Consider the following 26,399-nt stretch of genomic DNA (forward strand, 5'->3'; position numbering starts at 1 on the left):
ACTGTATTTAGTAGATAAGCCATAGCGTCAACGGTGCGATGTTTTCATTGTGTCATAAGCCGTCAAACCGCTATTTATTAATCTTACTGTTTATTATTTTTTAAGCATAAAGATTCACCAATAAAAGAGGAAACACCCATGGCAAAGGCCAAGTTTGAACGCAAAAAGCCACACGTCAACGTCGGAACTATCGGACACGTTGATCACGGCAAAACCACATTGACAGCAGCTATCGCAACAGTTGCTGCTATTACCTCAGGTGGCGAAGCCAAAGACTACGCGTCTATTGACTCAGCCCCAGAAGAAAAAGCACGTGGCATCACCATCAACACCTCACACGTAGAATATGACACAGATGCCCGTCACTATGCTCACGTTGATTGCCCAGGTCACGCCGATTATGTTAAAAACATGATCACCGGTGCAGCCCAGATGGACGGCGCAATTTTAGTCGTATCTGCAACTGATGGCCCAATGCCACAGACTCGTGAACACATCTTGTTATCACGTCAGGTTGGCGTACCGTACATCGTCGTATTCATGAATAAATGTGACGTAGTAGATGACGAAGAACTACTTGAGCTAGTCGAAATGGAAGTACGCGAATTACTTTCTGATTACGACTTCCCAGGTGATGACACCCCAATCATCCATGGTTCTGCGACTGAAGCCCTAAAAGGCTCACAAGAAAAATATGGCCAACCAGCCGTAGTTGAACTACTAAATATTCTTGACACCTATATCCCAGAGCCTGAGCGTGACATCGACAAAGCATTCCTAATGCCAATCGAAGACGTCTTCTCAATCTCAGGTCGTGGTACCGTAGTAACCGGCCGTGTTGAATCTGGTATCGTAAAAGTTGGTGACGAGATCGAAATCGTCGGTATCCGTGACACTCAAAAAACCACCTGTACCGGTGTAGAGATGTTCCGTAAACTGCTTGACGAAGGTCGTGCAGGCGAAAACTGTGGCGTACTACTCCGTGGTACTAAGCGTGAAGACGTTCAACGTGGCCAAGTACTTGCTAAGCCAGGTTCAATCACCCCGCATACCAAGTTTGACGCTGAAGTATACGTACTAAGCAAAGAAGAGGGTGGTCGTCATACGCCATTCCTAAACGGCTATCGTCCACAGTTCTACTTCCGTACTACTGACGTAACTGGCGCAATCCAATTACAAGACGGTACTGAAATGGTTATGCCTGGTGATAACGTTGAGATGGGCGTAGAGCTTATCCACCCAATCGCTATGGACAAAGGTCTTCGCTTCGCTATTCGTGAAGGTGGCCGTACTGTAGGCGCTGGTGTTGTTGCTAACGTTAATGTTTAATAGCTGATATCATTTACTGATATTAGACTTTGAATAGTTAGTCGAAAGCCATTCTCGAAAGAGGGTGGCTTTTTTGTGGGTTAGGGTTTTGATATCGATTGCTATTAGTCTTAAAATTGACTTAAATTAAGCGCTTAAATTAATGTAAGGTATCGAAGTGACAATTCTTAAAATTAGTAGCCAAATTAAATCCATGTTTAATCAGGATAAAAATCTTGATGTTTCAGAATGGAATAAAGTTTTCATTAACTTTGAAGATGCACTAGAAAAATGTTCAGACGCAAGTACTTTAATCAAATGCATTTTAGAGGACAATAATTGGTATATTCCATTTGACTATAGAATGAAGATAATGGAAAAAGCTAAAAACTTAGGAGCGAATTCTCATGAATTCCTTTGTGATTATTATTCTTATAAATGTGCATATTTAGATCCAAGTATCGAATGGGCAGAAGCAAGTTTGAAGCTAGATGAGTTAAATAAAAGACACAACTTATTATCAGAAAATGATTAGTCATTGTGTAGTTGGTGTAGGGTGGGTTAGCTCAAGCGTAACCCACCAAATTTTCGGTTTAAAATCAGGTGGTGGATTACTTTCACCCTTTAAAATTTACAAGAGCTTGAATAAATCTACCCTACGCGCTGTTCATTCCATTTTATTAGGTGAAATATGATATGCCCACGCTGTAATTAGGGTAGTGTTCTTAAGGTTTTAATTAGAGAACTGCAAGCTGAAACGTTTTTATGTGATGAATGCGATGCAATGTGGTTCAATCGCACTAATATTGGAAAAATGCCCTTTGTGGATTTTGAAACCTATATGATTAGTAAAGGATTAAAATCTGCTTGGAATGAAATAATTGTGGTTGATAGTAGAATATAAAAAACTAAAATTGTATTTTACTTAATTAAAGAGTATTTAAAAGGCCTTTAGGTAATACAGAGTATGAACAATGCAAACCATCGAATCATTCAATAAAGAACCATCCAACGCTCAAATCGCTATTCAATTAGTTGCCGATATAGAAACTATTATTCAACCGCAAGATGCTTGGTCTTATCAGACAATAACAGAACTGCTTGCACAAGAAAGCATTGATTTATTGATCGTTTATCAAAGCGATAAAGTCGTTGGCTATTGCTTGTATCAAGCCCTATTTGAGCAAGCAGAGATATTACGCATAGGCACGCATCCTGACTATCAGAGGCAAGGCATCGCTTCGCAATTATTTAAGGTATTAAATAAAGGACTGCAAGATAACAAGGTAGAGAGTTTATTATTAGAAGTGCGGGCAGATAATTTGCCTGCAATTGCCTTATATCAAAAGCAGCAATTTTGTATTATTCATCGCCGTAAACGCTACTATCAGATGGCGCAACAACCTGCGATTGATGCTTTAATTATGCAGCTTACATTTAAAAAAAGTTAAATGTATAAAGAATAAAAATTAGGGCAAAGTAGAAGATTTAAACGCTTTTTTATTATTAAAGCTATCAGCACTCTTCATTTGCTCAAGGGTAGCAATGCGCTGAGCTAATAGCTCGACCATTAGATTGATATTGGCTTGTTGTTTTTTGACTTGTTCAAGCTTTTGCTCAGTGAGTATCAGCTGCTCATCTAGATCAAGATTGCCGTCATAATAGTCATTCAGGCTATCTTTGATTTCTATCAAGGTAAAGCCAATCGCTTGCGCACTTTTTATTAGCTCAATACGCTCAATACATTCAGGATGAAACTCAGTGTAAAGCCGTGATCCTGCTTGGCGCTTACGTGATTTGAGCAACCCCAGCTCATCATAATGACGGACTGTGTCTTTGGTGGTATTGGCTTGAGCAGCTAATGTACCGATTAGTAGAAATGTACTATCTTTACTCATAGCTCACCTATTTATAGCGCGAGCTGCCAAGGTGTGACAGTCGCTAATTGAGACACGGCTAAGGGTCTGTGGGAATTGGCTTGCCATCGGACAGAACGGCTACTGATAAAGGTCTCTAGTTGCGTCAAAAACTCAGGACGAGCCAAAGTCGTAGCACCTAAGCTCATTAGATGGTCATTAGGTAATTGGCAATCTACTAGCTCGACATTGCTTTGTTCACATAAGCGCATCAGTCCCCAAAAGGCTAGTTTGGAGGCGTTAGAAGCGGTATGAAACATCGACTCGCCAAAGTAGATACTGCCTATCTTGAGACCATATAAGCCACCGATAAGCTGTCCATGCTCAGGACCGTCTTCATCCCAGACCTCAACACTATGAGCAAAACCGTAGCGGTGTAGCTCAGTATAGGCGTCAATCATCTTATCGTGAATCCAAGTGTGCGCGCCCTCATCAAGGCCATCACAGCGCGGTAAACTACACGCTCGTATGACCCCATCAAAAGCTTGATTGAGTGTCAGCTGCCAGCGTGAGTTTTTGGCTTGTTTGCGTAGCGATTTACTAGGCTTATAGTTTGTTGGCATAATGATACAACGTGGATCAGGACACCACCAAGCGATAGGTTCGTCTTCATTGAACCACGGAAATAGCCCTTGCGCATAGGCAGATAAGATAGTCTCAGACGCCAAGTCAGCGCCCATAGCGACTAGTCCCATACCATCAGGATCAACGCTTATAGGATCGGGAAAGTCATAATGCCCAAGACTGCGAATGGTTCGACCATAAATCTCAGGCGTTATATCATTAGCAGTATCATCAGCATAGCTAGCATCAGTCATCTTACCAAATGCAGAGTCACTCACTGATTAGACCTCTGACGCTTTATCAGTCGCTTGGTTATCAGCAGTCAAAGTGGAGGCATAAGTATGATCGCGAGCAACGGTTTCGCCTATAGCGTCTAAATATTTTTCGGCATCAAGGGCAGCCATACATCCTGTACCTGAGGAAGTAATGGCTTGACGATAGACATGATCGGCCACGTCTCCGGCGGCAAATACGCCTTCGACACTAGTCTGAGTGGCATTACCGTTAAGACCACTATTGACGATGATATAGCCATCTTTCATTTTTAATTGGTCTTTAAAAAGATCAGTATTTGGCTTATGACCGATCGCGACGAACATACCAAACACATCTAATTGCTTAGTGCTGCCATCAACGGTAGATTTAATTATCACCCCATTAACGCCCATATCATCGCCGACCACTTCTTCGACGCTATGGTTCCATTCAATTTTGACATTACCATTTTTGGCTTTTTCGAACAGTTTATCTTGTAGTATTTTCTCTGAGCGTAAGCTGTCACGGCGATGGACTAGTGTCACCTCAGCTGCGATATTGGATAAATAAAGCGCTTCTTCGACAGCTGTATTACCGCCACCGATGACCGCGACTTTTTGATCTTTGTAGAAGAAACCATCACAAGTTGCACAAGCCGATACGCCTAAGCCTTTGAATTTTTCTTCAGACTCAAGACCTAAGTACTGTGCAGAAGCACCCGTTGAGATAATCAGTGCATCACAAGTATAGCTACCATTTTCACCGGTTAACTTAAAAGGGCGAGAGCTAAAATCAACCGCGTTGATATGGTCATAAACCAGCACCGTACCAAAACGCTCGGCATGGGATTTCATACGCTCCATAAGCGCAGGGCCCGTCAAGTCATAAGCATCGCCCGGCCAGTTATCGACCTCAGTGGTGGTGGTTAGCTGTCCACCGACTTCTAGACCTGTCACCATAACGGGCTTTAGATTCGCGCGCGCCGCGTAGACAGCAGCAGCATAACCTGCTGGGCCTGAGCCCAAGATGATGAGTTTTTCGTGACGTGGGTCTTGGTTGTCGGAGGTTGTATCAGTGCTCATAGAGAGTCCTTATTTAGATTAGAATTTTTAATGGATATAGAAGTTAACTATCGGTTTTTCAATATGTATTGTTGTACTGGGTATTTGTGTTTTCTACTTATATTTTGAATTATTATAGGCTAGCACTAACATAAGGGCTGAGAGCCAAAAGTGCAAGTTTGCTAAAATAAACGTGGGTATTGTTATAACTTAATCTAGTTCTTAAAAACAACACTAATTATATCGCAAACACAGTCGCCACTTAGCGTAGGTATTTGTTATTATAGGCAGTTAAAGCCCAGTCTAAGTTCAAATTCAAAATTTTAAAACTAATTACTCATCAGTATCGATTATATTTAGTATTGATTATATAGAGGCAGACCTTACGTGATATCAGCAGCGACTATCGACTATTTAAAAAAAGGCATTTTTACTATTTTGGGGATTATAGTAGCTATCTATCTATTTGTCATTTTGCTCACCTTTACAGGTAACGATCCTAGCTGGTCGCATATTAGTAGCGATATGACGACCATAAATAATATGGGCGGCGCTATGGGCGCTTGGTTATCTGACTTATTGTATAGCTTTTTTGGCTTTGGCGCTTGGTGGTTACTGGCATTTTTGATTTATGAATCTATACTAATTTGGTGGGATAGTAAGCCGACGTTTTGGGTTTTACGTCTAGTGGCTTATGTGTTTTTGCTATTGAGTGCCAGCGCCTTATTTGCGCAAGTGGTCGCACTCATTCAGCACGTCACCGATCCTTTAACAGTTGGCTTGCATGGGGTGGCAGGTGGTATTGTCGGTCTAGAGCTACAAGCGCGCTTGGCGCAGCTACTGACTAAATGGGGCAATGTGGCATTCTTGACGGTATTTGTCATTATTACCGCAACTTTTGCCTTTAATATCCATTGGCAGGCGCTATATCATAAGCTGACTCGTTTGACCAAATTTGGCTCTGGCGTGCAAGCTCAAGAGCAGCTCAGCACTCAAAAGACAATAGAAGATAGCGACGAGCAGCTGCAAGATGACGCATTGCCACGACGTACAGATGATAAAGACCTAGTAACCAGTACGCTTGCTCGGAATAAAACAGATTTTGATCAGCTACCGCTTGAATTGCAACCGCAACCATCTGATACAGCTCTAGAAGCTGACGATAGTCATTCTCGCTTCGGTCATGTGTTAACAGACTTTTTGAGTAAATCAGGGCTGGGTGCTAGTGTCAAAGCTTCGATGCTTGCGGCTACAGAAGTGGCGGCGACTAATAGAATGATAAGCGATAATCTACAACCTTCTACCGCTGTATCAGGTACTCAAAGTAGCGCAAATAATGCTCATCATTCAAATGCGTCAGTAACTAAAATAATTGAGCCTAACGCTTCTATCCGCAAAGTTGAGCCAAGTTTTGCTTGGAATGATTCAGGTATGGTCGATGACTTATTAGCTAATAATGAGTTTGCACCTCAGTCGCCTATGCCTGACTCTACTACTCCTGCTACTGAGTCTACTAATAAAGAACCAGTAGCGCCTAGTCATCGGGTTGATCAAGCTAATCAATACGATCAGCCCAACAATAATGAAAGCGCCTATAGTGAGTCAGCTCCAGCTCATATCGAAATCGATACTAGTGCTGAGACCAATATCAGCGCCGATACTGACGAATCACAGCCTCAAAGCGAACAATCTCAAGCGACGACTGTTGATAAGCTGGCAGACTCATGGTTAGCAGAGCATGAATCGAACCTAGTAGAGATAGAGCCTACTGCTATTGATAATGCAGCTGAGACAAGCGCTGGGCAGACGATAGAGCAGCCTGCTAAATCTGAGACTGTAGCACCAGTAAATGCAACGCCAGTAGCCACGCTGCAAATACAAGAAGCGCCTGAACTGGATACTAAGCTTGAGAAAAAGCTAACCGTACAGCAATCAGCACCAGTGGCAAATGAGTCAGTGTCGGCAGTAGATATGACCCCGACTAATACGCCACCTGCCGATCCAAAGGCTGCACCGACTGCTACTGCTAAGCCAGCAATGAGCTTCGCGGTACCTGATGGCGACTCTAGCAATCATATCGAAGATATGATACCTGAGGAAGATGATTCGCCAGCGCCAACGATGCCAGAAATCCATGATGATGCGGCGTTCAGTACTAAGTCAAGATCGATGCAAACTGCTCAATATCGAGCACAACTGACGCCGATACCTGAAGTGTCAATGTTGGATAAACCTGATCCTAATCGTGAGCCAAGCTATACTGTTGCTGAGCTTGAGCAATTATCGGAGTTGCTTGAGATTAAATTGCAAGAGTTTAACGTCAAAGCCAATGTTGTGAACGCCATTCCAGGTCCAGTTGTTACCCGTTTTGAAGTAGAACTGGCTGCTGGGATAAAAGCCAGCAAAGTCACGGGTATCTCGCGTGATTTAGCACGTTCCCTATCGATGGCGTCATTGCGGGTGGTCGAAGTCATCCCAGGCAAACCTTATATCGGTATTGAGGTGCCTAATAAACAGCGTGAAATGGTACGCTTGATTGAGCTGCTCGACACCGATAAATTTAAAGATCCAAAAGCCCAGATCAGTATGGCGATGGGTAAAGACATTGGTGGTAAAGCGATTATCACCGATTTAGCACGAGCGCCGCATATGCTAGTCGCAGGTACGACAGGCTCAGGTAAATCAGTCTTGGTTAACTCTATGTTGCTATCGATGCTACTCAAATACACACCAAATGAGCTACGACTGATCTTGATTGATCCTAAGCAGCTTGAGCTGGCTAATTATAACGACATACCGCATTTGCTCACGCCAGTCGTGACTGATATGACCGAAGCGGCCAGCGCCTTATCATGGTGTGTGGCTGAGATGGAGCGTCGTTACCAGCTGATGAGCTTGCTCAAAGTGCGTAAATTAGATGAGTTCAATAAGAAGGTACGTGCTGCTGAAAAAGCGGGCAAGCCAATGCTCGATCCTCTATGGCGACCTAATGATAATGTCAGTATTGATCAAGCGCCTAAGCTTAAAACGCTACCTATGATTGTCATCGTCGCGGACGAGTTCGCCGATATGATTATGCAGGTCGGTAAGCAAGCTGAAGAGCTGATCACACGGCTAGCGCAAAAGTCACGGGCAGCTGGTATTCACCTCATACTTGCGACTCAGCGTCCGTCAGTCGATGTTATTACTGGTCTGATCAAAGCCAATATTCCAGTGCGAGCAGCGCTACGGGTTAACTCAAAAGTCGATTCGCGCACGATCCTAGACAGTGGCGGTGCTGAGGATATGCTTGGTAACGGCGATATGCTGTTCTTAGGGCCAGGACAGATCGAACCTGATCGCGTCCACGGTGCTTATGTCAGTGATGAAGAAGTCAACCGCGTCTGTGATGCCTGGCGTGAGCGCGGCGCTCCTGATTATATTGATAATATGGCAGGCAACTTTGAGCTATCTAGTTCAGGTAGTGGCAGCTCAGGCGGCGCGTCTGGTGAAGATGACGATCTGTATAATGACGCAGTCGCCTTTATTATAGAAACCCGTAAAGTCTCCGCATCGTCCATTCAGCGCAAATTTAGCATTGGTTACAACCGCGCTGCACGTATTGTCGACTCGATGGAGGAGGCAGGATTGGTCAGCTCTATGGGCAAAAGTGGTAAGCGTGAGTTATTGATGTAGCGCTTACAGGAGTTTATTTTTAGCAAATTATAAAAAGCGAGTTACGAAAGTAGCTCGTTTTTTTTATATAGAATAACTATTATAGTTTTATTGAAAGTTTTAGTTACGCTTAAACTATTAAAATATTAATACTCAAGGACGATAAATTATGTTTAAAGAATATACCCAATACGACGCATTAGGATTGGCAGAGTTAGTCAGCTCTAAACAAGTTAGTGCTAAAGAATTACTCGATGCTGCGGTTCATCAAGCGAATAAACTCAATCCAAAGCTCAACGCTATTATTCACCGCTTTGATGAGCGAGCCTATGCTTCAGCCGAAGCAGGACTGCCAACGGGAGCGTTTACGGGCGTGCCTTATTTGCTAAAAGATTTATCGTTCAGTCTTGAAGGTGAGCCTATCACGATGGGCAGTCGTAGTGTCAATATCATCTCAGAGCAAGATAGCGAAATCGTTAAACGTATGAAAGCATCAGGGGTCAACACTTTTGGTAAGACCAATACTCCAGAGTTTGGTCTGATTATCACTACTGAGCCCAAGGCGCATGGCGTCGCTCATAATCCATTCAAAAAAGGCTATAGCACGGGCGGCTCATCGGGTGGCAGCGCAGCAAGTGTTACTAGTGGTATCGTACCGATGGCAGGCGCGGGTGATGGTGGCGGCTCAATACGTTTTCCAGCGGCGTGGTGCGGGGTATTTGGCATGAAGCCTAGCCGAGGTCGTAACCCAATGGGACCCGCGATTGGTGAAAGTTGGGATGGTGCGGCGACTGATCATGTGATAACCCGAAGTGTGCGTGATAGCGCGGCGATGCTAGATGCGACTAGTGGCGCGGAAATTGGCGCGCCATATGTAATAGCGCCACCTGATGGGACGTTCCTACAAGCGGCAATGCGCGCCCCTCGGCCACTGACTATTGCACTACAAAAGCGGCCTCTGATTGCTAATACAGTAGTCGATAAAGAAGTACTGGCGGTGCTAGAGCAAACCGTTAAGCAGCTAGAGTCCATGGGTCATCGAGTGGTATCTGCTGAGCCTACTATCAATATAGAGCAGTTCTGGCACGACTTTATCGTCGTGGTGTGCGCGCATACTGCTTTTACTATCGATAACATTGAGCGTAATTTTGGCTCAGAGCATATCAAAAATTTAGAGCCACAAACCTATAACATGGCATTGCTAGGACGCTCATTATCCGCGGTGGATTTAGTGCATGCCAAGCATGGCTGGCATAATAGTCAATATCAGACAGGCCTGCTGCTTGAGCAGTACGATATGATATTATCGCCGACAGTGCCGACCTCTGCGGTCAAGCATGGCGTATTACCACCGAGCCGTATGGATGAGCTATTAATGCGTAGCTCAGGCGTTCTCAATAAAGGTCTTAATATGGGTAAGTTTGCTTTTAATTCGGGCGCGATTGAGAAGCTTAGCCATCCAGTATTGAGCAAAATGGCCTTTACTTTACTCGGCAATATTACAGGGCTACCCGCGATGTCCGTACCGCTTGGCATGAGTAAAAAAGATCTACCTATTGGTATGCAGTTCATCGGGCGTATGAATGATGAGGCGACTTTGTTTAGCTTAGCAGGAGAGCTGGAACGCGCAGGTCTATTTACCAAACCTGCTTTTGAGAAATAGGGTTTTAAATAGGTTTAACAATAGTTAGACATTACCCTTAATCAAAACGATAAATATCCATACCTAAGCTATGATGCGCCATGCTTTGATGCACAACCGAAACCCGTTGACCCGCGCCTAAAGCAAAGAACAACGGTAACAAGTGCTCATCGCTAGGATGGATATCTTTGTATTGAGGATACTGCTGCCAGTCTAAAGCTGTAGGAATATCGATTTTTAATTGTTGCAATAACCACAGCTTAAAGTCTTTGGCTTGTTTGTCGATGCTATCAGCATCCCAGCGCATCGCTTGTAGGTTATGAGTGATATTACCTGAGCCGATAATCATAATCTGCTCATCGCGCAATTGTGCCAGTTGCGCTCCTAACTGATAACAAGCTACGCTATCGTAATTTTGCGGTAGCGATATTTGCACAATAGGCACATCAGCCTCAGGATAGAGGTGGCGTAACGGTGCCCAAACTCCGTGATCACAGACTCGTATCGGGTTCACTCTACAAGTGATGCCGCGCTCGCTCAGTTGCTGCGCTAATGACTCAGCCAGCAGCGTATTACCCGCTACAGGATACTGTATTTCGTACAGCTTTTGGTTAAATCCCGAAAAGTCGTGCCACGTCTTAGGACTAGGGTTACTGCTAATCTCAAGCTTAGCCGATTGCCAATGTGCTGACATGATTACAATCGCGCGCGGCTTAGGTAGGTTCTGACCGATACGCGCTAGAGCGCTAGTAGTTGCTGACTGCTCAAGAGCAAGTGTTGGCGCACCATGCGAGATAAAAAGCGCAGGCAAATGTGCCGCATTGGTCAAGCCAACAGGCATATCTGCCCAAGCGGCAGCACCTGTGATCGGTAGCACTGATAAAGGAGAAAGTGACACTTTGGACTTACTAGGTTTTGAATAGCTCATGTGCCATTTATTAGGGCGCAGAGCCATTTTTCAATCATAGGTTGGGTAGATATTTTTATTGGACTATTTTGTTAAACTATTGCTTTAAATAAGGAACGTGCTAATTGCCTCGATGATAGGGATGATTGTTATTGATGCTCATCGCCCGGTATAACTGCTCCATCAATACTACTCGCACCAATGGGTGTGGCAGCGTCAAAGCAGATAGCGACCATTTCATATCGGCCTTTGCCAAGACCTCAGGTGAAACACCGTCTGCGCCGCCTATCACTAATGCTACGTCATCACCTTGTTGCATCGCCTCAGATAGTTTGTCCGCCAAGCCTTCGGTCGATAGCATCTTACCCTTGACATCTAGCACCCATAATTGCTCGTTATTAGCGCTATTATGCGTGGCTAAGATAGTGCTGCCCTCACTGTCACGGTACTGTGCCAAATTAGCATCAGAGGGGTTTTTGGCGCGTTTAGCAGCTGCAAGCTCGACGATCTCTGTCGTTAGCATGGGCTGAATGCGTTTATGATATTCATCAAAGCCGCTTTGTATCCAGCTGGGCATCTTATTGCCTACGGTCAAAATTCTTAATTTCATATTGATAGCCACTTTTAATTGATAGTCATTTTTAAAATTGAGTTGATTGACAGGCGCTAATGAATCACTCGTCCACAATAAATCATTGTTTTTTTGAGAGATTTACTATAATAATAGCGCTGATTGTACTTAGAGCTAAACACGCCCTAATCTTTATTTTTCATTTTTATTATACGAAAGGAATCGTTTATGAAACGTATTATACCAAGTCTACTCATTGCAGTTACTAGTACTCTGCTCTCTACTGCGGTATTTGCCGCCTCTTTAAATAATACCCAATGGCAAACGGTCGATGAAAAAACAGGTGAGAAAAAGGCTATTATTCAATTGAGTGAAAGCGGCGATCAAGTATCAGGCAAAATCATTAAAGTGCTTGATAGCAAGAAGGCTAAAGCCAATTGTGAAAAATGTACAGGTAGTCTGAAGAATAAACCCATTGAGGGCTTACAGATATTGACAGGTATGCGTGCAGACGGCACCAATCAATGGAGTAACGGTAAGCTGGTCGATCCTGAAACGGGTAAGATATACTCAGGCAAGATAAACTTAAGTGATAATGGTCAATCGCTAAAGCTACGAGGTTATGTTGGTTCACCTATGTTCGGACGTACGCAAACGTGGCAACGTATAAAGTAGCTTTATTGACTCTAAACAGTGCTCTTAAGCATTAAATAGTACTCTTAAGTATTAAATCTAAATAATGTCTCTAGACTTTGACTTTAAACAAGGCAGTCTTTAGCCACTTTATGACGCTTTAATCAGTCAGTGGTTTTAGCGTCTCTGAAATACCAGCACTGCCTTTTTCTTTATCTTTGGTAATGACATTGAGCGTAGCATCTGATTCAAAGACGATAGCTTCTATCTCATCAAAGCTATGAATACCGTTTGAGCGCATAACACTCTCGATCTCTTGACGGGTCAAACGCTCGTCTTGCATGGCTTCTGGTAAAAACTGCCCTTGATAAAAGACAATCTTTGGATCGGATAAAATAAAACTACTAAATTGTGGTGAGATAGAGGCGTATTTAGTCACTAAAAATTGCAATACATATAGCACTATAATGGAGGCGACACCTTCAATAAAAGGAACGTTTTTTAGCAAAATAGTACTAGCACCGATTGAGCCGATCATCACTGTGACTATCCAATCAAAGTTATTCAGCTGAGAGGTTGAGCGTTTGCCAGATATCTTGGTAATAAGTACTATAAAGATATATACCATAACAGTCGTCAGAATAATCCGTGCTAGCTTTTCAATATCGTCAAAAAACAACATGTCCATTATATTTCTCCTTATGCTGATACTTTAAAATATCACTGTTTAAAATGAGCGTAACGGATTTTATACCAAAGTAGTGCAAAAGTTTTGTAGCGGCGTTGAATAAAGGGTACAGACTAAACAAAACTGGCTTATGAATAGCGCTAGCTTATAAATAAAGAGCGCAGTCTTTATTTGTAAAGAATCAAACAGCTCCTAGTGTTTTGGCGCTAATAGATGATTAATAGCCCATAGGCTTAGGCGAGTGACTAGTAGCGTAAAGACAATTATCATAGCCAGCGCGAATAATAAAGGCATGGGTTGCTGGCGCGTCATATCTATTAATACTTCGCGACTGACAGCATCGAACACCAAGAGCCACAGACATAAAAAGTACAGTGCCGCTAGTAGCCAAATGATAGCAGTACTACTAACGGTCAATCGGTTTATCTCCTTGGCCGTTAGTGCACGCTGTTGATGTTTGACAAATTTATAGATAGCGACATAAGCACCCATAACGATAGATAGCCCTGTGATTAGTTGCGAGTTTAGGGTGATTTTGCTTTGTATCATCATAAATAAAGCGCTGGCGATGATAAACCCAAGCGCGAAAAAGCCGACATAGAGTGTCAGCGCTGTACTGGCTAGTTGCTGATTGGGCATGTTTTTCGCTTTTGACTTAGCCTTGGATTTAGCTTTTGACTTATTTAGGGTAGGGTGTGACATAACATTGCCTATATAGCAGGATAACAGGGTTTTATTGATAGCTATTAATTATAAATAGCTACTTATAATCAATAGCTATTTGTAGTCGATATAGTGTGGTTGATTGTCGATCTAGCTTGGGAGTAGAGAAGGCGCTAGTGCTGAGCCGTCCAGTCAAGCATCGTATCTAATACCACTCTTGCGTCATCGGCATTGATAGCTTGTTCGGCATTAATGATACCAACCACCGTATAGTCTTGCCCTGATTGGCCCTTTACGTAGCCTGCCATTGCAGTGACATTATTGAGCGTGCCTGTCTTAATCCAAGCCCGTCCGATAGCGGCTGAGTCAGGCAGTCGCGCACTATGATGACTGATCGTACCACTGATCCCAGCGACTCCCAGTGAGTCGACGTAAGCATCAAAGCTCGAATGGTTATAAGCATAGCCTAGCAGCTCACTTAAGTTGGCCGCGCTCACTGTGCACTCGCGGCATAATCCTGAGCCATTGGTCAGAAAGGGCGGCGGCGTTATCAGATGAGTCTGCCACCACTGCGTCATCGTTTGCAGCGCCTGTGGATAGTCAGTTGTGTTCGGTTTATCGAACTGATATAGGCTAGTAGCGGCTAGCTTTTGCTTCTTTGAATGGGTGGTTGTCGAGCCTGCGCTATTACTAGCAGTAGTACTTATCGCTACGTTAAACGGTGCATAGCTGCCAATCGATAAGGCAACTTGCTCGGTCATCACATTGTTTGAGAAGTGATTAATATCGTAAATTTGCTGGGTCAAATTGAGCGAGGGATAGCTCACTAATGGCAGTGGCGATACAGTCGTCGCCAAGAGACGGTTATGCGATCTATTATTATTGATGGTTTGATCTGTGAGATAAACGCTATTTGCGGCATTAGAAGTAGTAGTAGTATAGGGTTTTTCTTGAGCACGCACTGTACCTGTCAAAGTATTGCCTAAAGCTTGCCATTTGGCGGCTATAACACGCGAGGCAAAGTTCTTGGCATCAGGGTAGGCCACATAAAACACATGCTCACCGCAGCGCTCTGGTAATGGATTATCAAAGGTGAGCTTATCAGTCTGCCATTTTGGCGCTAGGCTATAACGGGCGCTTGAACAAGATGCCTCTCGCGTGTTGACTTTACTTGGCAGCTGATAGTTTGCAAGCTGCGGCTCATAGCTCAGTTGCGCTTGATTATTAGCTAGCGAATGACTACGAATACTGACGCTATTAAAATTTACTAAAAATCCATCAGGACTGGCATTATAAGGTCGCAGAGGCGAGCGATCAAAGCTAGCTGGGTCTTTAGTGACATTATTAAATATCGCACTATCTACGATGATATCACCGTCAATATGATGAATACCTGCTTGCCCAACTCGATAAAGCATCTGCTCTAAGCGCTCATGAGTCATTTTGGGATCGCCACTACCTTGGATGATCAAGTCACCTTGCAGACGATTACCGATAATCAGACCTGTATGATAGATGCGAGTAAACCAGACAAAATCAGCGCCCAAAGTATCTAAGGCGATAAAGCTCGGTATTAGCTTCATAGTACTGGCAGGGGTGCGCGCGCTATCAGGATAGTGACTGACTAACGGCAAAGGTGTGGCTATGGAGTCTTTTGATACGTCATCATTGCTGGAAACATTGCCATCGTCATTAACGCTACTATCGGTATAATCGTTACCACTTTTAGGGACTATAGGTGGCATGCTTACTAGACTTTGATGGGTATAGGCATCATCAGTGTAAGCCTGTAGCTGTTGCTCTTGCAGCTCGATAGTTTGTTTTTCGATTATAATTAAAGGTGTGACAGCTTTATCTAGCGCATTAATGTTAGCTGTATTGGTACTAGACACATTGATATTAGGTTTATACTGATCAGTGACAGTAATTACAGATGGCAATCGGCTGCTATTCTTATGACCTACTGGGGTAATAAGTATGCTGATGTTATCAGAGGTTAGAGCCGCGCCATCAAGTGCGCTTTGTATCGACTCAGGCAATGCAGCGTGTGCGTATAGAGGTAATGAAAAGATCGCAGTCACAGCGCCAGTCATCAATAACGAGCGTCGATAAAGAGGGTTCAAAAGAGCGGGCATGAAAAAGATTCGTCTAGTCAATAAAGCCCGCCATGATAGCATAAGTCGCTATAGCTATCTTGCAATAGCATAAGCGGGAGCGTGCTAACTATAAAAATTTTGACTATTAACTGTTTTTAACGAACATGTAAAAAAGCCATTGCCGTCATCATCGCATCATTATAAGCATCATGATTACCAAACTCTGGAATATTATAATGCGCTAGTATCTTGGGCAGTTGCTGTGATGATTTGGGTACTTTTGGATTACTATCGCCCATCCGCTGAGCGTAAAGATAGCGTACATCGAGCACCTGATTGGGTAGCGCCATACCCATGTACTGCTTAATCAAGGGATTTAAAAATGTGATATCTATTTGCGGACAAAACCCAACGATAGCTCTATTACCAATAAAGGGCAATAGTAGCGCTAGCATCTCATCATAGCTCATACCATGAACCACATCAGTGGTGCGCAAACCATGAATGACTATAGTATCGCGTTCAGGCATAGCTGGTGGACTACAAACCAGATGCAGACCATTACCCGTATCGATCATATTGCCATTAATGTGAATAGCCGCTACTGATAATATATGATGCTTTTTGGCATTGAGCCCTGTCATCTCACAGTCAATGGCTACCCATTGATCTGCTAATGGCGGCACAAACATTGAGGCAAGCTCAGGACGCTGTAGCTGGTTTTTTTGCCATGAAGATTTTACTTGTGAAAACCAGCCCATAATATCCTCCGTTATAGCTGCCATAGGTTTAAAGCTAAGGCGTATTTGATTATTCGACCGTGGCACTGACCAAGACTACTGTTAACTACCGAATCGTTAATTACCAATCTCTAGCTGATAATGTTGACGTAACTGATTTTTAAAGCTTTTGACTACGCTTAAACACTCTTTTAAGACGTCGCGCTCAAGGGCAGACAAGGTCATCGGATCGACATGGCGCGCATACTTATCGTCCGTGAGTAACGCCACATCCAAGCGCTGCGCCATAAAAAACTCTAGCGCCTCATTTAAGGTATCAGCGCGTTCTTGGGTCATGACACTCGCTTGTACTAAGGCTTTTAGACGGTTTTTGCTGCTGGGCACATGCAAGATATCTCGCTCTAAGGCTAGAGCGCGAATACCATGTACCAATGGAAAAATACCAGACTTTTTGAGATCGACGGTGTTGGTGTCAGGCTTACCTAGTAGCGGTACAAACCTTTGCCACCACTGATTACCATCACCAAACTGCAGAGCTGCACGCGCGAATTGACGTATAAACATAGGATCGGACTGACGATGGGCTACTTTTAGATGATCGCGTACTTGTGTGAGCAGCGATTCATCGCCGCAGACATACTCGCCATCGAGTATCGCTGATAGATAGATACTGTGTATAGGATCGGTGTTTCGAAACCATAAGCTTAGCTGAGCCTTAAAATCCTTGAGCGGCTGTCGCCACATCGGATTGGTCATCATAATATTGCCATCGCATAAGGGATACCCAAAGTCTGCTAATTGGCTGTTAAAGGTATCCGCAAATTGCGCTAAATCTGGATGTGAATAGCCATCACGAATGAGCAGGGCATTATCTTGGTCAGTACGCATGATCTGCTCACCACGTCCCTCTGAGCCCATGACGATCACACAGGTATTTTGCATGACTTCCTCAGGGACGATAATTTGCCACAGCTTTGTAAAAACTTGCGCATTGAGGGTCTGTACCATGCGACTGACAATACCGATCTTGACTCCGTTTTGTTGTTGAGCGCGAATATAGCGTCCAATCAGCTCGACGGCAGTACCGATACTTGCGATATCATCGGCTTGCTCAATCTGAATACTGATAAGCTGTGAATGATGACCAAGATAAGCCAATACATCGCTTTGTCCCAATATGCCTGCGACATTACCGCTATCATCAATAACAGGCAGCCTGTGAATGCGATAGCGGGTCATAGTCAATAGGGCATCGCCAATCTCGTGATCAGCATCGATAGTACGTAGATTAAAGCTGGCAAAGTCTTGACAAGGTGTGACCGCCATATCTTGCCGCTGGCTGACCGCGCGGCAGATATCAGTATCAGTCAAAATACCCAGTTCACGATCGGTGCTATCGGGATTTGATAAATGATGGGTAGGACGCACTAACACATGTTTGAGCCGCGCTTGCGTCATCACTTGTGCAGCTTGATACAGGCTTTGGCTCGCCTCAATAATGTGTACGGGCAACAACGTTACATCGGTCACAGGTTGGAGCATGATTTGTTGGACTTCTTGTTGCTCAGTATAGCTGGCTGCTCCTAAGCCTTGAGAGCCACGGCGCTGTTTTAATGCCTTGAGACGCTCGGGCAATTTATCAGATAATAACTGACGAATAAGGTGGTTTTGAGCGCTGATTTTGTCAATGGCACTGCCTTCTACTTGTAGTAGTAGGGTGTCCTCATTGGCACGGTAATGATAGTTATCGGTGTTATCTATATTGTTGGTATCATTGACTTGACCGTTATCCGTTTCAGTAGCTGGCAATTCTGGCGTTCGTCTACTATCGAACCAATCATTACTGTTGAGATGGTCGGAATGATCGCTACCTAAATAAGCGGTGACTAGTTCGTCGTTGAGTGTTTGCTCGATCTGACCTTTGAGTACAATAAAAAAATAATGCAGATCTGCAGCTGATAAGGATTCCTCAGCAGCAAGGTAGCGTACTTGCGTATGCTTTTTGAGACTTTGACGCTCAGCTGGGCTTAATACGTCAAAGGGGGGTTGAGCAAAATCAAGAGTGGGCATAGCAGCATCCTTGAGCGCTTTTTGTAGAATTGAGGTCTGTAGTAGCAGAAGCTATAGTAATAAAAAGGAATAAAGCTTAACTATAGCATTATCCCTAATAACTTTGTGGTTATAGTTTTATGGCTATAGTTTTTATGATTCAAACGCCCTTATGTTTTAGTCCACTTTGTGATCTGAATCATTCTATGATTAGTATTAATTACTAAGTAGCTTACGTATGCGACGAATGGCCTCTAGATTCTCTTCAATACTAGCCACAAGAGCGATACGGACATAGCCTTTGCCAGGATTATAGCCCTGCACTTCACGGGATAAGTAGCTGCCAGCCAAAGCATAGATATGCACCTGCTCATACAGAGCTTTGACAAAAACTTCATCGTCACCATTGAACGCTTCAGGGACTTTTATCCAAAAATAAAACCCAGCCTCAGGCATACGCAGATCTAAAAGCTGACCTAGCTCCTGCATCCATAACGCAAATTTTTCTTTATAAAGTGCGCGGTTTTGTATGACATGTCTCTCATCTTGCCAAGCGGCGATAGAGGCGAGTTGATGAGGTATCGGCATGGCACAGCCTTGATAAGTACGATATTGTAGATAAGGCGCAAGCAAGTCAGCATCTCCTGCAATAAAGCCTGAACGCAAACCTGGCAAGTTTGAGCGCTTTGATAAAGAGTGAAAGACCACACAGTTTTTGAAGTCATCACGGCTTAGGTTAGCGCAAGCTTGTAATAAGCCAATAGGTGGCTCATTAAAATACAGCTCGCTATAACACTCGTCACTAGCAATAATAAAATCATACTGATCAGATAAGCGAATCAGCAGTTCCCAATCCTCCATAGTCATCACGGTGCCCGTTGGATTATTAGGACTACAGACGAATAGTAGTTGGGTCTGCTCCCAAACACTTATAGGAACGCTGCGATAGTTTTCTTTAAAGCTATTTTCTGAGCTGCAAGGTATAAAGTAGGGCGTTGCCTGCGCTAGAATGGCTGCACCTTCGTAAATCTGGTAAAAAGGGTTGGGCATTATTACGATAGGTCTCGGCTCAACGTGCGCCACATCTTTTGACGTCGGCAGTGAACTATTTGGCTGATTCGTTTCGTGGCTAATTTTTTGGCTAATTTTGTGGTTTAGGCGACTCGTATCAATCGCTGCTTGTACAAAACTAAAGATCGCTTCACGCGTGCCCATGACAGGTAATACTTCGCTATTGGGATTGACATGATGCAAAAAAAAACGCTTCTCAAGCCAATGAGCGATGGTTTGACGCAGCTCAAAGCTGCCTATAGTCGTCGGATAACGAGCTATACTGTCCAAATTTTCTTTTAATGTGTCCAGCACAAAGCTTGGTGGTGTGTGTTTTGGCTCACCAATACCGAGCTTAATCTCAGGATAGGCGGGGTTTGGCGTACTATCGGCAAGTAGACGACTCATCTTGGCGAAAGGGTAAGGATGCAGGTTATTCAAGTTGTTATTCATAGTTAGGCTTATTATAATTAGCAGACATAAATTATAACGAAAAGTTATGGTCAAGAAAGTTTATTTAGCAGTAATCATAAAGACATCTTATCTTAATGATTAAAATTTTGAGTACTGATATGGGTAATGTTGAGTTTTATAGACAGCTAAGACATCACGAGCAGCATTGGTGGCTTTTACGTCAGCGTCTTATTGTACTTAAAGAGCGGCAGATTTTTTGGTATGGTGAAAAAAGCTTAATGATGTGGTTACTGTGGCAGCTGGTCAGCTATGTCGTCGTCGCGATTATAGTTATGTTACTCAGCAAGCTGTTATCGGTGCAATTAACATTGTGGCAATACCTGACTATCTTTGCGCTACAAACCTCTATTTTCTTAATCATGCTTTTATTGAAAGAGCGCATGGCTAAAAAAATGCAGATAAAAATCCATAAAGAGGAGTTAGCAACTGAGCAAACGCTCAACGAGATGACGATATTAGCCACTGATAGCCTCTTTGATAAGGTGCACAGTAGCTCTCCACTATCTTTACAGCTTATCCATCAACAGTACGCCTCACATTTGCACTTAGTCAGCTTGTATCATTTGCTACAGCAAGAGGTAGGTAGAGGGCGTTTATCTCTATCGCAGCACGCTAGAGACACGCTTGCCTTGCCCCTTGATTTGGCTGATGATGAGCTTACTCTGCATGCCGATGAAATACTTTATAAAAGCCTTGTTTGAACGCTAATGTATTTAGAACTTACTAGGGCGTGTCCTCAATTTGAAAATGGTGATAAAAATGAGCGAAATTGCAGCAGGGCTAGGATAATAGCGCTATTAATATCGAGATATTGATGAGCTATTTGACACCGCCCTGCCAACATTATTTAGCCTTTTTTAGCCCATTTAGTCCTATACATTCAGATTAGGGACACGCCCTATATTAGCGGTAATCAATCACTCTAGGCAATCAGACAATACGCTTAAACAATCAATCAATGCTTGCTTTAGCGTTTCAAGCTTGGCTGGCGTCAAAGGCGCATCTTCTTGATCGCTGAGATAGAACATATCCTCAGCACGCTCCCCTAAGGTGGTAATACGCGCTGCATGTACCTCAATCCCTTGTTGTAAAAATACTTGTCCAACGCGGGCAAGTAATCCTGGCTGATCAAGGGTTTGCAAACTCATAATATGCTGATTAGAAGCCTCATTAAACTCAAAGCTAATCTGCGTTGGTACTTCAAAATGTCGTAGCTGACGTGGCAAGCGCTTTTGGGTCAGCTTAGGCACGGTTGGATTCTTAAAAGCATCGATGAGTCGCTGCTTGAGCTCCTGTTGACTATCAGCATCAGCCAGTAGCGTACCACTACGATCTAATAGCACATAAGAGTCTAGCGCAAAGTCGCGCGTTGCGGTAATGATCCGTGCATCTAATACATCAAGATTCATCTGATCAAATACTGCCATAGTCACCGCAAATAAATTCGCCTGATCTTGAGTATAGACGAACACTTGTACCGCATCTAATGCCAGCTCTCTATGCTCACGTAATACCACCAAAGGTGTACTTTGGGCATCAGAGGCACGCCCAACTGGGGGATGATTTAGGATCGCTTCAGTATGCCATAAGACATCCTCAGCAAGCTCACGCAAAAAGTACTCATCGCCTAGGTCATCCCATAGACTGAGCACTTCATCACGATTCATCCGCTGATTATCGACGTCATCTAGCAAAGCCTGCGCTTGCTTGCGCGTGGCACTGATCATATCTTGACGGTTGGTTGGCGCGTCGATATCAGCTCGCAGTATACGTCGCGTTTGCGAGTAGAGCTGCTTCATGAGGGTTGCCCGCCAGCTATTCCAAAGCTGAGGGTTCGTCGCATTCATATCTGCAACGGTCAATACATACAGATGATTGAGGTGGGTCACGTTACCGATGAGATCGGCAAACACGGAGACCACTTCAGGATCAGAGATGTCCTTCTTTTGGGCGGTCAACGACATCAATAAATGATAGCGCGTGAGCCAGCCCACTAGATTGGCATCGGCCTCGCTCATACCATGAGCTAAGCAAAATTCAATAGATTCACTTTCGCCAAGCAGACTGTGATTGCCGCCACGACCTTTGGCAATATCATGGAACATCGCGGCTAGTACCAAGATCTCTTTGCGCTCAATACGTTGATACAAAGCGCTGACCAGTGGGAACTCTTGCTGCAAGCTCGGATCGGTAAAGCGATGCAAAATACGAATCAAAAACAGCGTATGCGCATCGACGGTATAGCGATGGAATAGATCGTATTGCATAAGCCCCGTCACTTGCGCAAAAGCGGGAATGTAATTGCCGAGTACCCCATAACGGTTCATCGCCCGCAACCGATGAAACAGATAATTTTGTTCTTTTAGATTGGCTAAGAACAGCGCTTGGTGCTCAGGGTTATCCCGATAGGTCTGATCGATACCACGCGCGGCAATCTTCAGCGCGCGTAGGGTATGCGTACGGATATTCTTGATACCGTATTGACCCATTAATAAGAACATCTCTAAAATTGATTCAGGGTGTTGGGCGAAAACCCGATGATGCGAGATGGCGATTTGATTGCCTATTTTATTAAAATGCGCGTTTAATAATTGTTTGGTAGGTCGCTCATCAGAGGGGAGTAGAGGCTCGATAATCGTCTCATAGTAGTGATTGATGAGCATCTCAGACAACGTCGATATCTGCATCGCACAACGATAATAATCACGCATGAAGCGCTCAACCGCCGCATTTGGCTCATCATCGGGCTGGGTCTCATAACCCATACGCTGGGCGATATCACGCTGATAATCAAATAATAATTTGTTCTCGTTGCGTCCCGTCATCTCATGCAAATAGTGCCGTATTTGCCATAAAAAGCTTTCAGAGAAGCTGAGCTCATCGAACTCTTTTTCGGTCAAAAAGTCTTGTTGCACTAAATCATAAAGCTTACCAACTCGAAAGTAGCGTTTAGTTACCCAGCCGATAATATGGATATCACGCAGACCACCTGGTGCGGTCTTTATATTGGGTTCAAGATTGTATTCCGTGGCATTATGACGCAGATAGCGCGTCTTAGCCTCAGCTATTTTTACCTCATAAAAATCGAGCTGTGACCAAAGCTGGTTGACGATATCAGTTGGCGTGTCTTGCAGATCCTCATTGCCTACTAAAAACCGTGCCTCAAGCAGGGTGCTTGCGACCGTATGGTCTGTTGCGGCCTCCAAGCAGTCAACGATACTACGTACCGCTAAAGCAGGCTCAAGTCCAACATCCCACAGCATCGCTACCAAAGCGTTTATTTTAGCGCTAACCTCATTACTCATATCCTGTGGGGACAATAATAAAATATCGATATCAGAGTGTAGAGATAACTCACCACGCCCATAACCGCCAGTCGCAAAAAACGCTAAATCAGTTTCATCAAGCTTGAACCAACAAAACATCGCAATGAGCAGCTCATCAATGGCACAGGCGCGTGCTGCTACCAGCTGACGAATATTAATACCACGTTCAAGCGCTCGGCTGATGTCGTCATTTATTTGAGCAAGCCATTCAGGAATGCCAAGCAGTGAGGCTCTAGTAGGATCACTAACCACTAACAAGGGCGTATTTGTTGTCCCATCAGGCGGTATTAACGCAGGTAATGGCGTAATATAAATCGAAGCAACATCGCAAGTGAACATGAATAATTTCCATTTTGATGATCGAGTGAATCAAAAATTAGCATAAAATAAAATTAAAAAAAAGACTACCAAAAAAAAGACCACCTAAGCGATCCTTTATACTATCAGTTTCTGTATAGCTACTGCGTCAAAAAACTCAAATCTTCTTCAGGGCGAGTAGTGAATACCTCACAGCCATTGTCAGTGACGACCATCGTATGCTCCCACTGTGCGGAGAGCTTACGGTCTTTAGTAATTGCCGTCCATTCATCTGGCAAGATTTTAGTCTGCCATTTACCCTCATTAATCATCGGCTCAATGGTAAATGTCATGCCCGTCTTAAGCTCAAAGCCAGTGCCCTTTTTGCCGTAGTGCATGACTTGTGGCTCATGATGAAACTCATTAGAGATGCCATGACCACAGAACTCACGAACGATACTAAAACGCTCAGGTTCAACCACCGCTTGAATAGCGGCGCCAACATCACCTAAACGCGCGCCATCTTTTACGACACTCATACCCGCATATAGTGCTTGTTGGGCAACCTTGCAGATACGCTGAGCCATGATAGAGCCATTGCCGACGATCCACATTTTTGAGGTGTCTCCATAGTAGCCGTCTTTGATAACAGTCACATCAATATTGATGATGTCACCGTCTTTGAGCAGTTTGCTCTCTGTTGGGATACCGTGGCACACTACATGATTGACTGAGGTGCAGATAGATTTTGGGAAGCCGTTATAGTTCAGGGGCGCAGGGATAGCCTCTTGTACGTTAACGATATAATCATGAGCGAGTTGATTGAGCGCTTCGGTACTGATACCTACCTTGACGTGCTCATCTAACATCACAAGGACATCGCTGGCAAGCTTACCAGCAATACGCATTTTTTCGATAGCCTCTGGAGACTGAATTAAAGTTTTTTTAATCATTATTATTAATCTTATCGTTATGAAAATATAAGTTGATCGAACACATCAAATTATAGCATATATGCATGATTTATATAATTGATGCTATAACGATGACTTTAATATAGATTTCAAAAGAAGCTTACTAATCAGATGTTTACAATTGACTAAACGGTCATCTGTTTATATTCACTAAGCTAGATTATCAGTTGAATGTTACGGAATTTACAAGTAATGTAAGCATCACTATCAAATGGATTGATAGTTGTTTTTGATACCCTATGTGCTATGTGCTATGTGCTATTTGCTTTGTAAATGGTCGTACTTTAAATAGGTTCGTACAAAAACTACCATACCGTCACAACGACAAGGAAGTTGCTATGAAGCTGAACGCTTATTTTTCTGCTGCGATCTCACCAAGTAAATTTTTACCGACCTTAGGTGCTCTAGGTACTGGTCTACTCCTCATGACGATGCAAACCACTTCTGCTCAAGCCGCTGGACAGCATTATAACTGCGCCAATGCGAATGGTTGCCAGCTGGTCGATAGTCAATATTTTACCTCAAGCTATACCAAAACTCAGTATCCTGTGGTTATGGCGCATGGACTTGGCGGCTTCACGTCAATGTTTGGCGTCATTGACTACTTTAATGGCATCCCTGGAGCGCTAGTAAGAGGTGGCTCAGAGGTATATACCACCAAAACGTCAGCCGTTAATAATAGTGAAGTTCGTGGTGAGCAGCTACTACAGCAAGTCAAAACAATCTCAGCGATCTCAGGCAAGTCTAAAGTTAATCTATTGGGACACAGTCAAGGCGGTATTGATATTCGCTATGTCGCTGGTGTTGCCCCAAGATACGTCGCTTCAGTAACGGCCGTTTCAAGCCCAGAGCAAGGCTCAAAAACGGCAGATTTTGTCAAAGCCACGCTTGAGCCAAGTAACGATGATAACTCTGGCGATCAGCTCAATCTAGGCACGCAACTGGTTGCGGGTCTGTTTCACTTGATTGGCGGCTTTACCGATATCGGCTCTGGTATTAGCTATAACGAAATACAAGAGCAAGATGGTTGGCAAACGTTGGTCGCTTTATCTACTAGCGGCGCTGCTACCTTCAATGCAAAATTCCCAGCCGCCATGCCAACGAGTTATTGTGGTCAGCCAGCCGACACTGCAGTCAACGGCATCAAATACTACTCATTCAGTGGTGTTGGACAACTGACAAGTGCGCTTGATCCCAGCGATTATTTGCTAGCAGCAACCAGCGTTCCGTTTCTTTTTGAGGCTAATGATGGATTAGTCTCGAAATGCTCAAGTCGTTTAGGTTACGTGATCCGTGATGACTATAGAATGAATCATTTAGATTCAGCAGACCAAGTATTAGGTCTGACAGCATGGGGTAGCTCTGAACCCAAATCTGTCTATCGTGCGCAGGTCAATCGCCTCAAAAACGCGAGTCTTTAAAATCATAAGCAGACTACCGCTTTGAATCTATTGCTGTTGTAAAAATCAGGGTCAACTGAGTTGACCCTGATTTTTATATATCAAACTTAATACATAACGGCGCTTATATC

General features: G+C 43.8%; 21 protein-coding genes. 8 read left to right on the top strand and 13 right to left on the bottom strand.

Annotated elements, in window-relative coordinates; translation table 11 throughout:
- The first annotated feature begins 138 nt into the window (after positions 1-138).
- The 3 genes from tuf (at position 139) to rimI (ending at position 2,759) form a co-directional block, all read left to right on the top strand.
- Positions 139-1,329: an elongation factor Tu gene (gene tuf / locus ACR63T_RS02500; RefSeq protein ID WP_201570221.1), complete on the top strand. Its 1,191-nt coding sequence runs from the start codon at positions 139-141 to the stop codon at positions 1,327-1,329.
- A gap of 157 nt (positions 1,330-1,486) precedes the next feature.
- Positions 1,487-1,843: a hypothetical protein gene (locus tag ACR63T_RS02505; RefSeq protein WP_472784665.1), complete on the top strand. Its 357-nt coding sequence runs from the start codon at positions 1,487-1,489 to the stop codon at positions 1,841-1,843.
- A 439-nt stretch (positions 1,844-2,282) separates the two neighbouring features.
- Positions 2,283-2,759: a ribosomal protein S18-alanine N-acetyltransferase gene (gene rimI, locus ACR63T_RS02510; RefSeq protein WP_472784666.1), complete on the top strand. Its 477-nt coding sequence runs from the start codon at positions 2,283-2,285 to the stop codon at positions 2,757-2,759.
- Positions 2,760-2,777: 18 nt separating this feature from the next.
- On the opposite strand, the gene ACR63T_RS02515 is transcribed toward rimI, so the two are convergent.
- The 3 genes from ACR63T_RS02515 to trxB are packed head-to-tail and all read right to left on the bottom strand — an operon-like array spanning position 2,778 to position 5,125.
- Complete coding sequence (locus ACR63T_RS02515; protein WP_472784667.1) at positions 2,778-3,206, bottom strand: MerR family transcriptional regulator; 429 nt, start codon at positions 3,204-3,206, stop codon at positions 2,778-2,780.
- 11 nt (positions 3,207-3,217) lie between these two features.
- Entirely contained in the window at positions 3,218-4,042 is an 825-nt protein-coding gene (aat, locus tag ACR63T_RS02520; RefSeq protein WP_472785218.1) for a leucyl/phenylalanyl-tRNA--protein transferase, read from the bottom strand.
- Positions 4,043-4,069: 27 nt separating this feature from the next.
- Entirely contained in the window at positions 4,070-5,125 is a 1,056-nt protein-coding gene (gene trxB, locus ACR63T_RS02525; protein WP_201571724.1) for a thioredoxin-disulfide reductase, read from the bottom strand.
- 366 nt (positions 5,126-5,491) lie between these two features.
- Here trxB and ACR63T_RS02530 point away from each other — a divergent pair, with 366 nt between their 5' ends.
- Together ACR63T_RS02530 and ACR63T_RS02535 are read left to right on the top strand one after the other, a co-directional pair.
- Positions 5,492-8,779, top strand: a complete 3,288-nt coding sequence (locus ACR63T_RS02530; RefSeq protein ID WP_472784668.1) for a DNA translocase FtsK — start codon at positions 5,492-5,494, stop codon at positions 8,777-8,779.
- Positions 8,780-8,927: 148 nt separating this feature from the next.
- Positions 8,928-10,421, top strand: coding sequence for an amidase (locus ACR63T_RS02535; RefSeq protein ID WP_472784669.1), 1,494 nt, complete (start codon positions 8,928-8,930; stop codon positions 10,419-10,421).
- Between the two features lie 37 nt (positions 10,422-10,458).
- Here ACR63T_RS02535 and ACR63T_RS02540 read toward each other — a convergent pair whose 3' ends face one another.
- Both ACR63T_RS02540 and rlmH read right to left on the bottom strand, forming a co-directional pair.
- Entirely contained in the window at positions 10,459-11,241 is a 783-nt protein-coding gene (locus ACR63T_RS02540; RefSeq protein WP_472785219.1) for a DODA-type extradiol aromatic ring-opening family dioxygenase, read from the bottom strand.
- 187 nt (positions 11,242-11,428) lie between these two features.
- Positions 11,429-11,917, bottom strand: coding sequence for a 23S rRNA (pseudouridine(1915)-N(3))-methyltransferase RlmH (gene rlmH / locus ACR63T_RS02545; RefSeq protein WP_201571738.1), 489 nt, complete (start codon positions 11,915-11,917; stop codon positions 11,429-11,431).
- Positions 11,918-12,106: 189 nt separating this feature from the next.
- Between rlmH and ACR63T_RS02550 the strand changes: the two genes are divergently transcribed.
- Positions 12,107-12,553 (top strand): DUF2147 domain-containing protein, encoded by a 447-nt coding sequence (locus ACR63T_RS02550; RefSeq protein ID WP_201571740.1) that lies wholly within the window; start codon positions 12,107-12,109, stop codon positions 12,551-12,553.
- Between the two features lie 118 nt (positions 12,554-12,671).
- Here the strand turns inward: ACR63T_RS02550 and ACR63T_RS02555 are convergent, their stop codons facing one another.
- The 6 genes from ACR63T_RS02555 to dapC all read right to left on the bottom strand — a co-directional run bounded on the left by ACR63T_RS02555 (position 12,672) and on the right by dapC (position 20,250).
- Positions 12,672-13,199: a DUF421 domain-containing protein gene (locus ACR63T_RS02555; RefSeq protein WP_305899592.1), complete on the bottom strand. Its 528-nt coding sequence runs from the start codon at positions 13,197-13,199 to the stop codon at positions 12,672-12,674.
- Between the two features lie 192 nt (positions 13,200-13,391).
- A complete protein-coding gene (locus ACR63T_RS02560) occupies positions 13,392-13,901 on the bottom strand; it encodes an ABZJ_00895 family protein (RefSeq protein ID WP_472784670.1) in 510 nt (169 codons plus the stop codon).
- Between the two features lie 134 nt (positions 13,902-14,035).
- Positions 14,036-15,997: a D-alanyl-D-alanine carboxypeptidase/D-alanyl-D-alanine-endopeptidase gene (locus tag ACR63T_RS02565; RefSeq protein WP_472784671.1), complete on the bottom strand. Its 1,962-nt coding sequence runs from the start codon at positions 15,995-15,997 to the stop codon at positions 14,036-14,038.
- Positions 15,998-16,113: 116 nt separating this feature from the next.
- Positions 16,114-16,743, bottom strand: a complete 630-nt coding sequence (locus ACR63T_RS02570) for a 3'-5' exonuclease (RefSeq protein ID WP_472784672.1) — start codon at positions 16,741-16,743, stop codon at positions 16,114-16,116.
- Positions 16,744-16,815: 72 nt separating this feature from the next.
- Entirely contained in the window at positions 16,816-18,768 is a 1,953-nt protein-coding gene (locus tag ACR63T_RS02575) for a DUF294 nucleotidyltransferase-like domain-containing protein (RefSeq protein ID WP_472784673.1), read from the bottom strand.
- 195 nt (positions 18,769-18,963) lie between these two features.
- A complete protein-coding gene (gene dapC / locus ACR63T_RS02580; protein WP_472784674.1) occupies positions 18,964-20,250 on the bottom strand; it encodes a succinyldiaminopimelate transaminase in 1,287 nt (428 codons plus the stop codon).
- A gap of 107 nt (positions 20,251-20,357) precedes the next feature.
- Here dapC and ACR63T_RS02585 point away from each other — a divergent pair, with 107 nt between their 5' ends.
- Positions 20,358-20,972 (top strand): hypothetical protein, encoded by a 615-nt coding sequence (locus ACR63T_RS02585; protein ID WP_472784675.1) that lies wholly within the window; start codon positions 20,358-20,360, stop codon positions 20,970-20,972.
- A gap of 216 nt (positions 20,973-21,188) precedes the next feature.
- Here the strand turns inward: ACR63T_RS02585 and glnD are convergent, their stop codons facing one another.
- Positions 21,189-23,936, bottom strand: a complete 2,748-nt coding sequence (gene glnD, locus ACR63T_RS02590) for a [protein-PII] uridylyltransferase (protein WP_472784676.1) — start codon at positions 23,934-23,936, stop codon at positions 21,189-21,191.
- Positions 23,937-24,055: 119 nt separating this feature from the next.
- Positions 24,056-24,847 (bottom strand): type I methionyl aminopeptidase, encoded by a 792-nt coding sequence (map, locus tag ACR63T_RS02595; RefSeq protein WP_472784677.1) that lies wholly within the window; start codon positions 24,845-24,847, stop codon positions 24,056-24,058.
- A 359-nt stretch (positions 24,848-25,206) separates the two neighbouring features.
- Between map and ACR63T_RS02600 the strand changes: the two genes are divergently transcribed.
- Positions 25,207-26,289, top strand: coding sequence for an esterase/lipase family protein (locus ACR63T_RS02600; protein WP_472784678.1), 1,083 nt, complete (start codon positions 25,207-25,209; stop codon positions 26,287-26,289).
- The last annotated feature ends 110 nt before the right edge of the window (positions 26,290-26,399 follow it).

This window comes from Psychrobacter sp. M17(2026) (assembly GCF_055699815.1).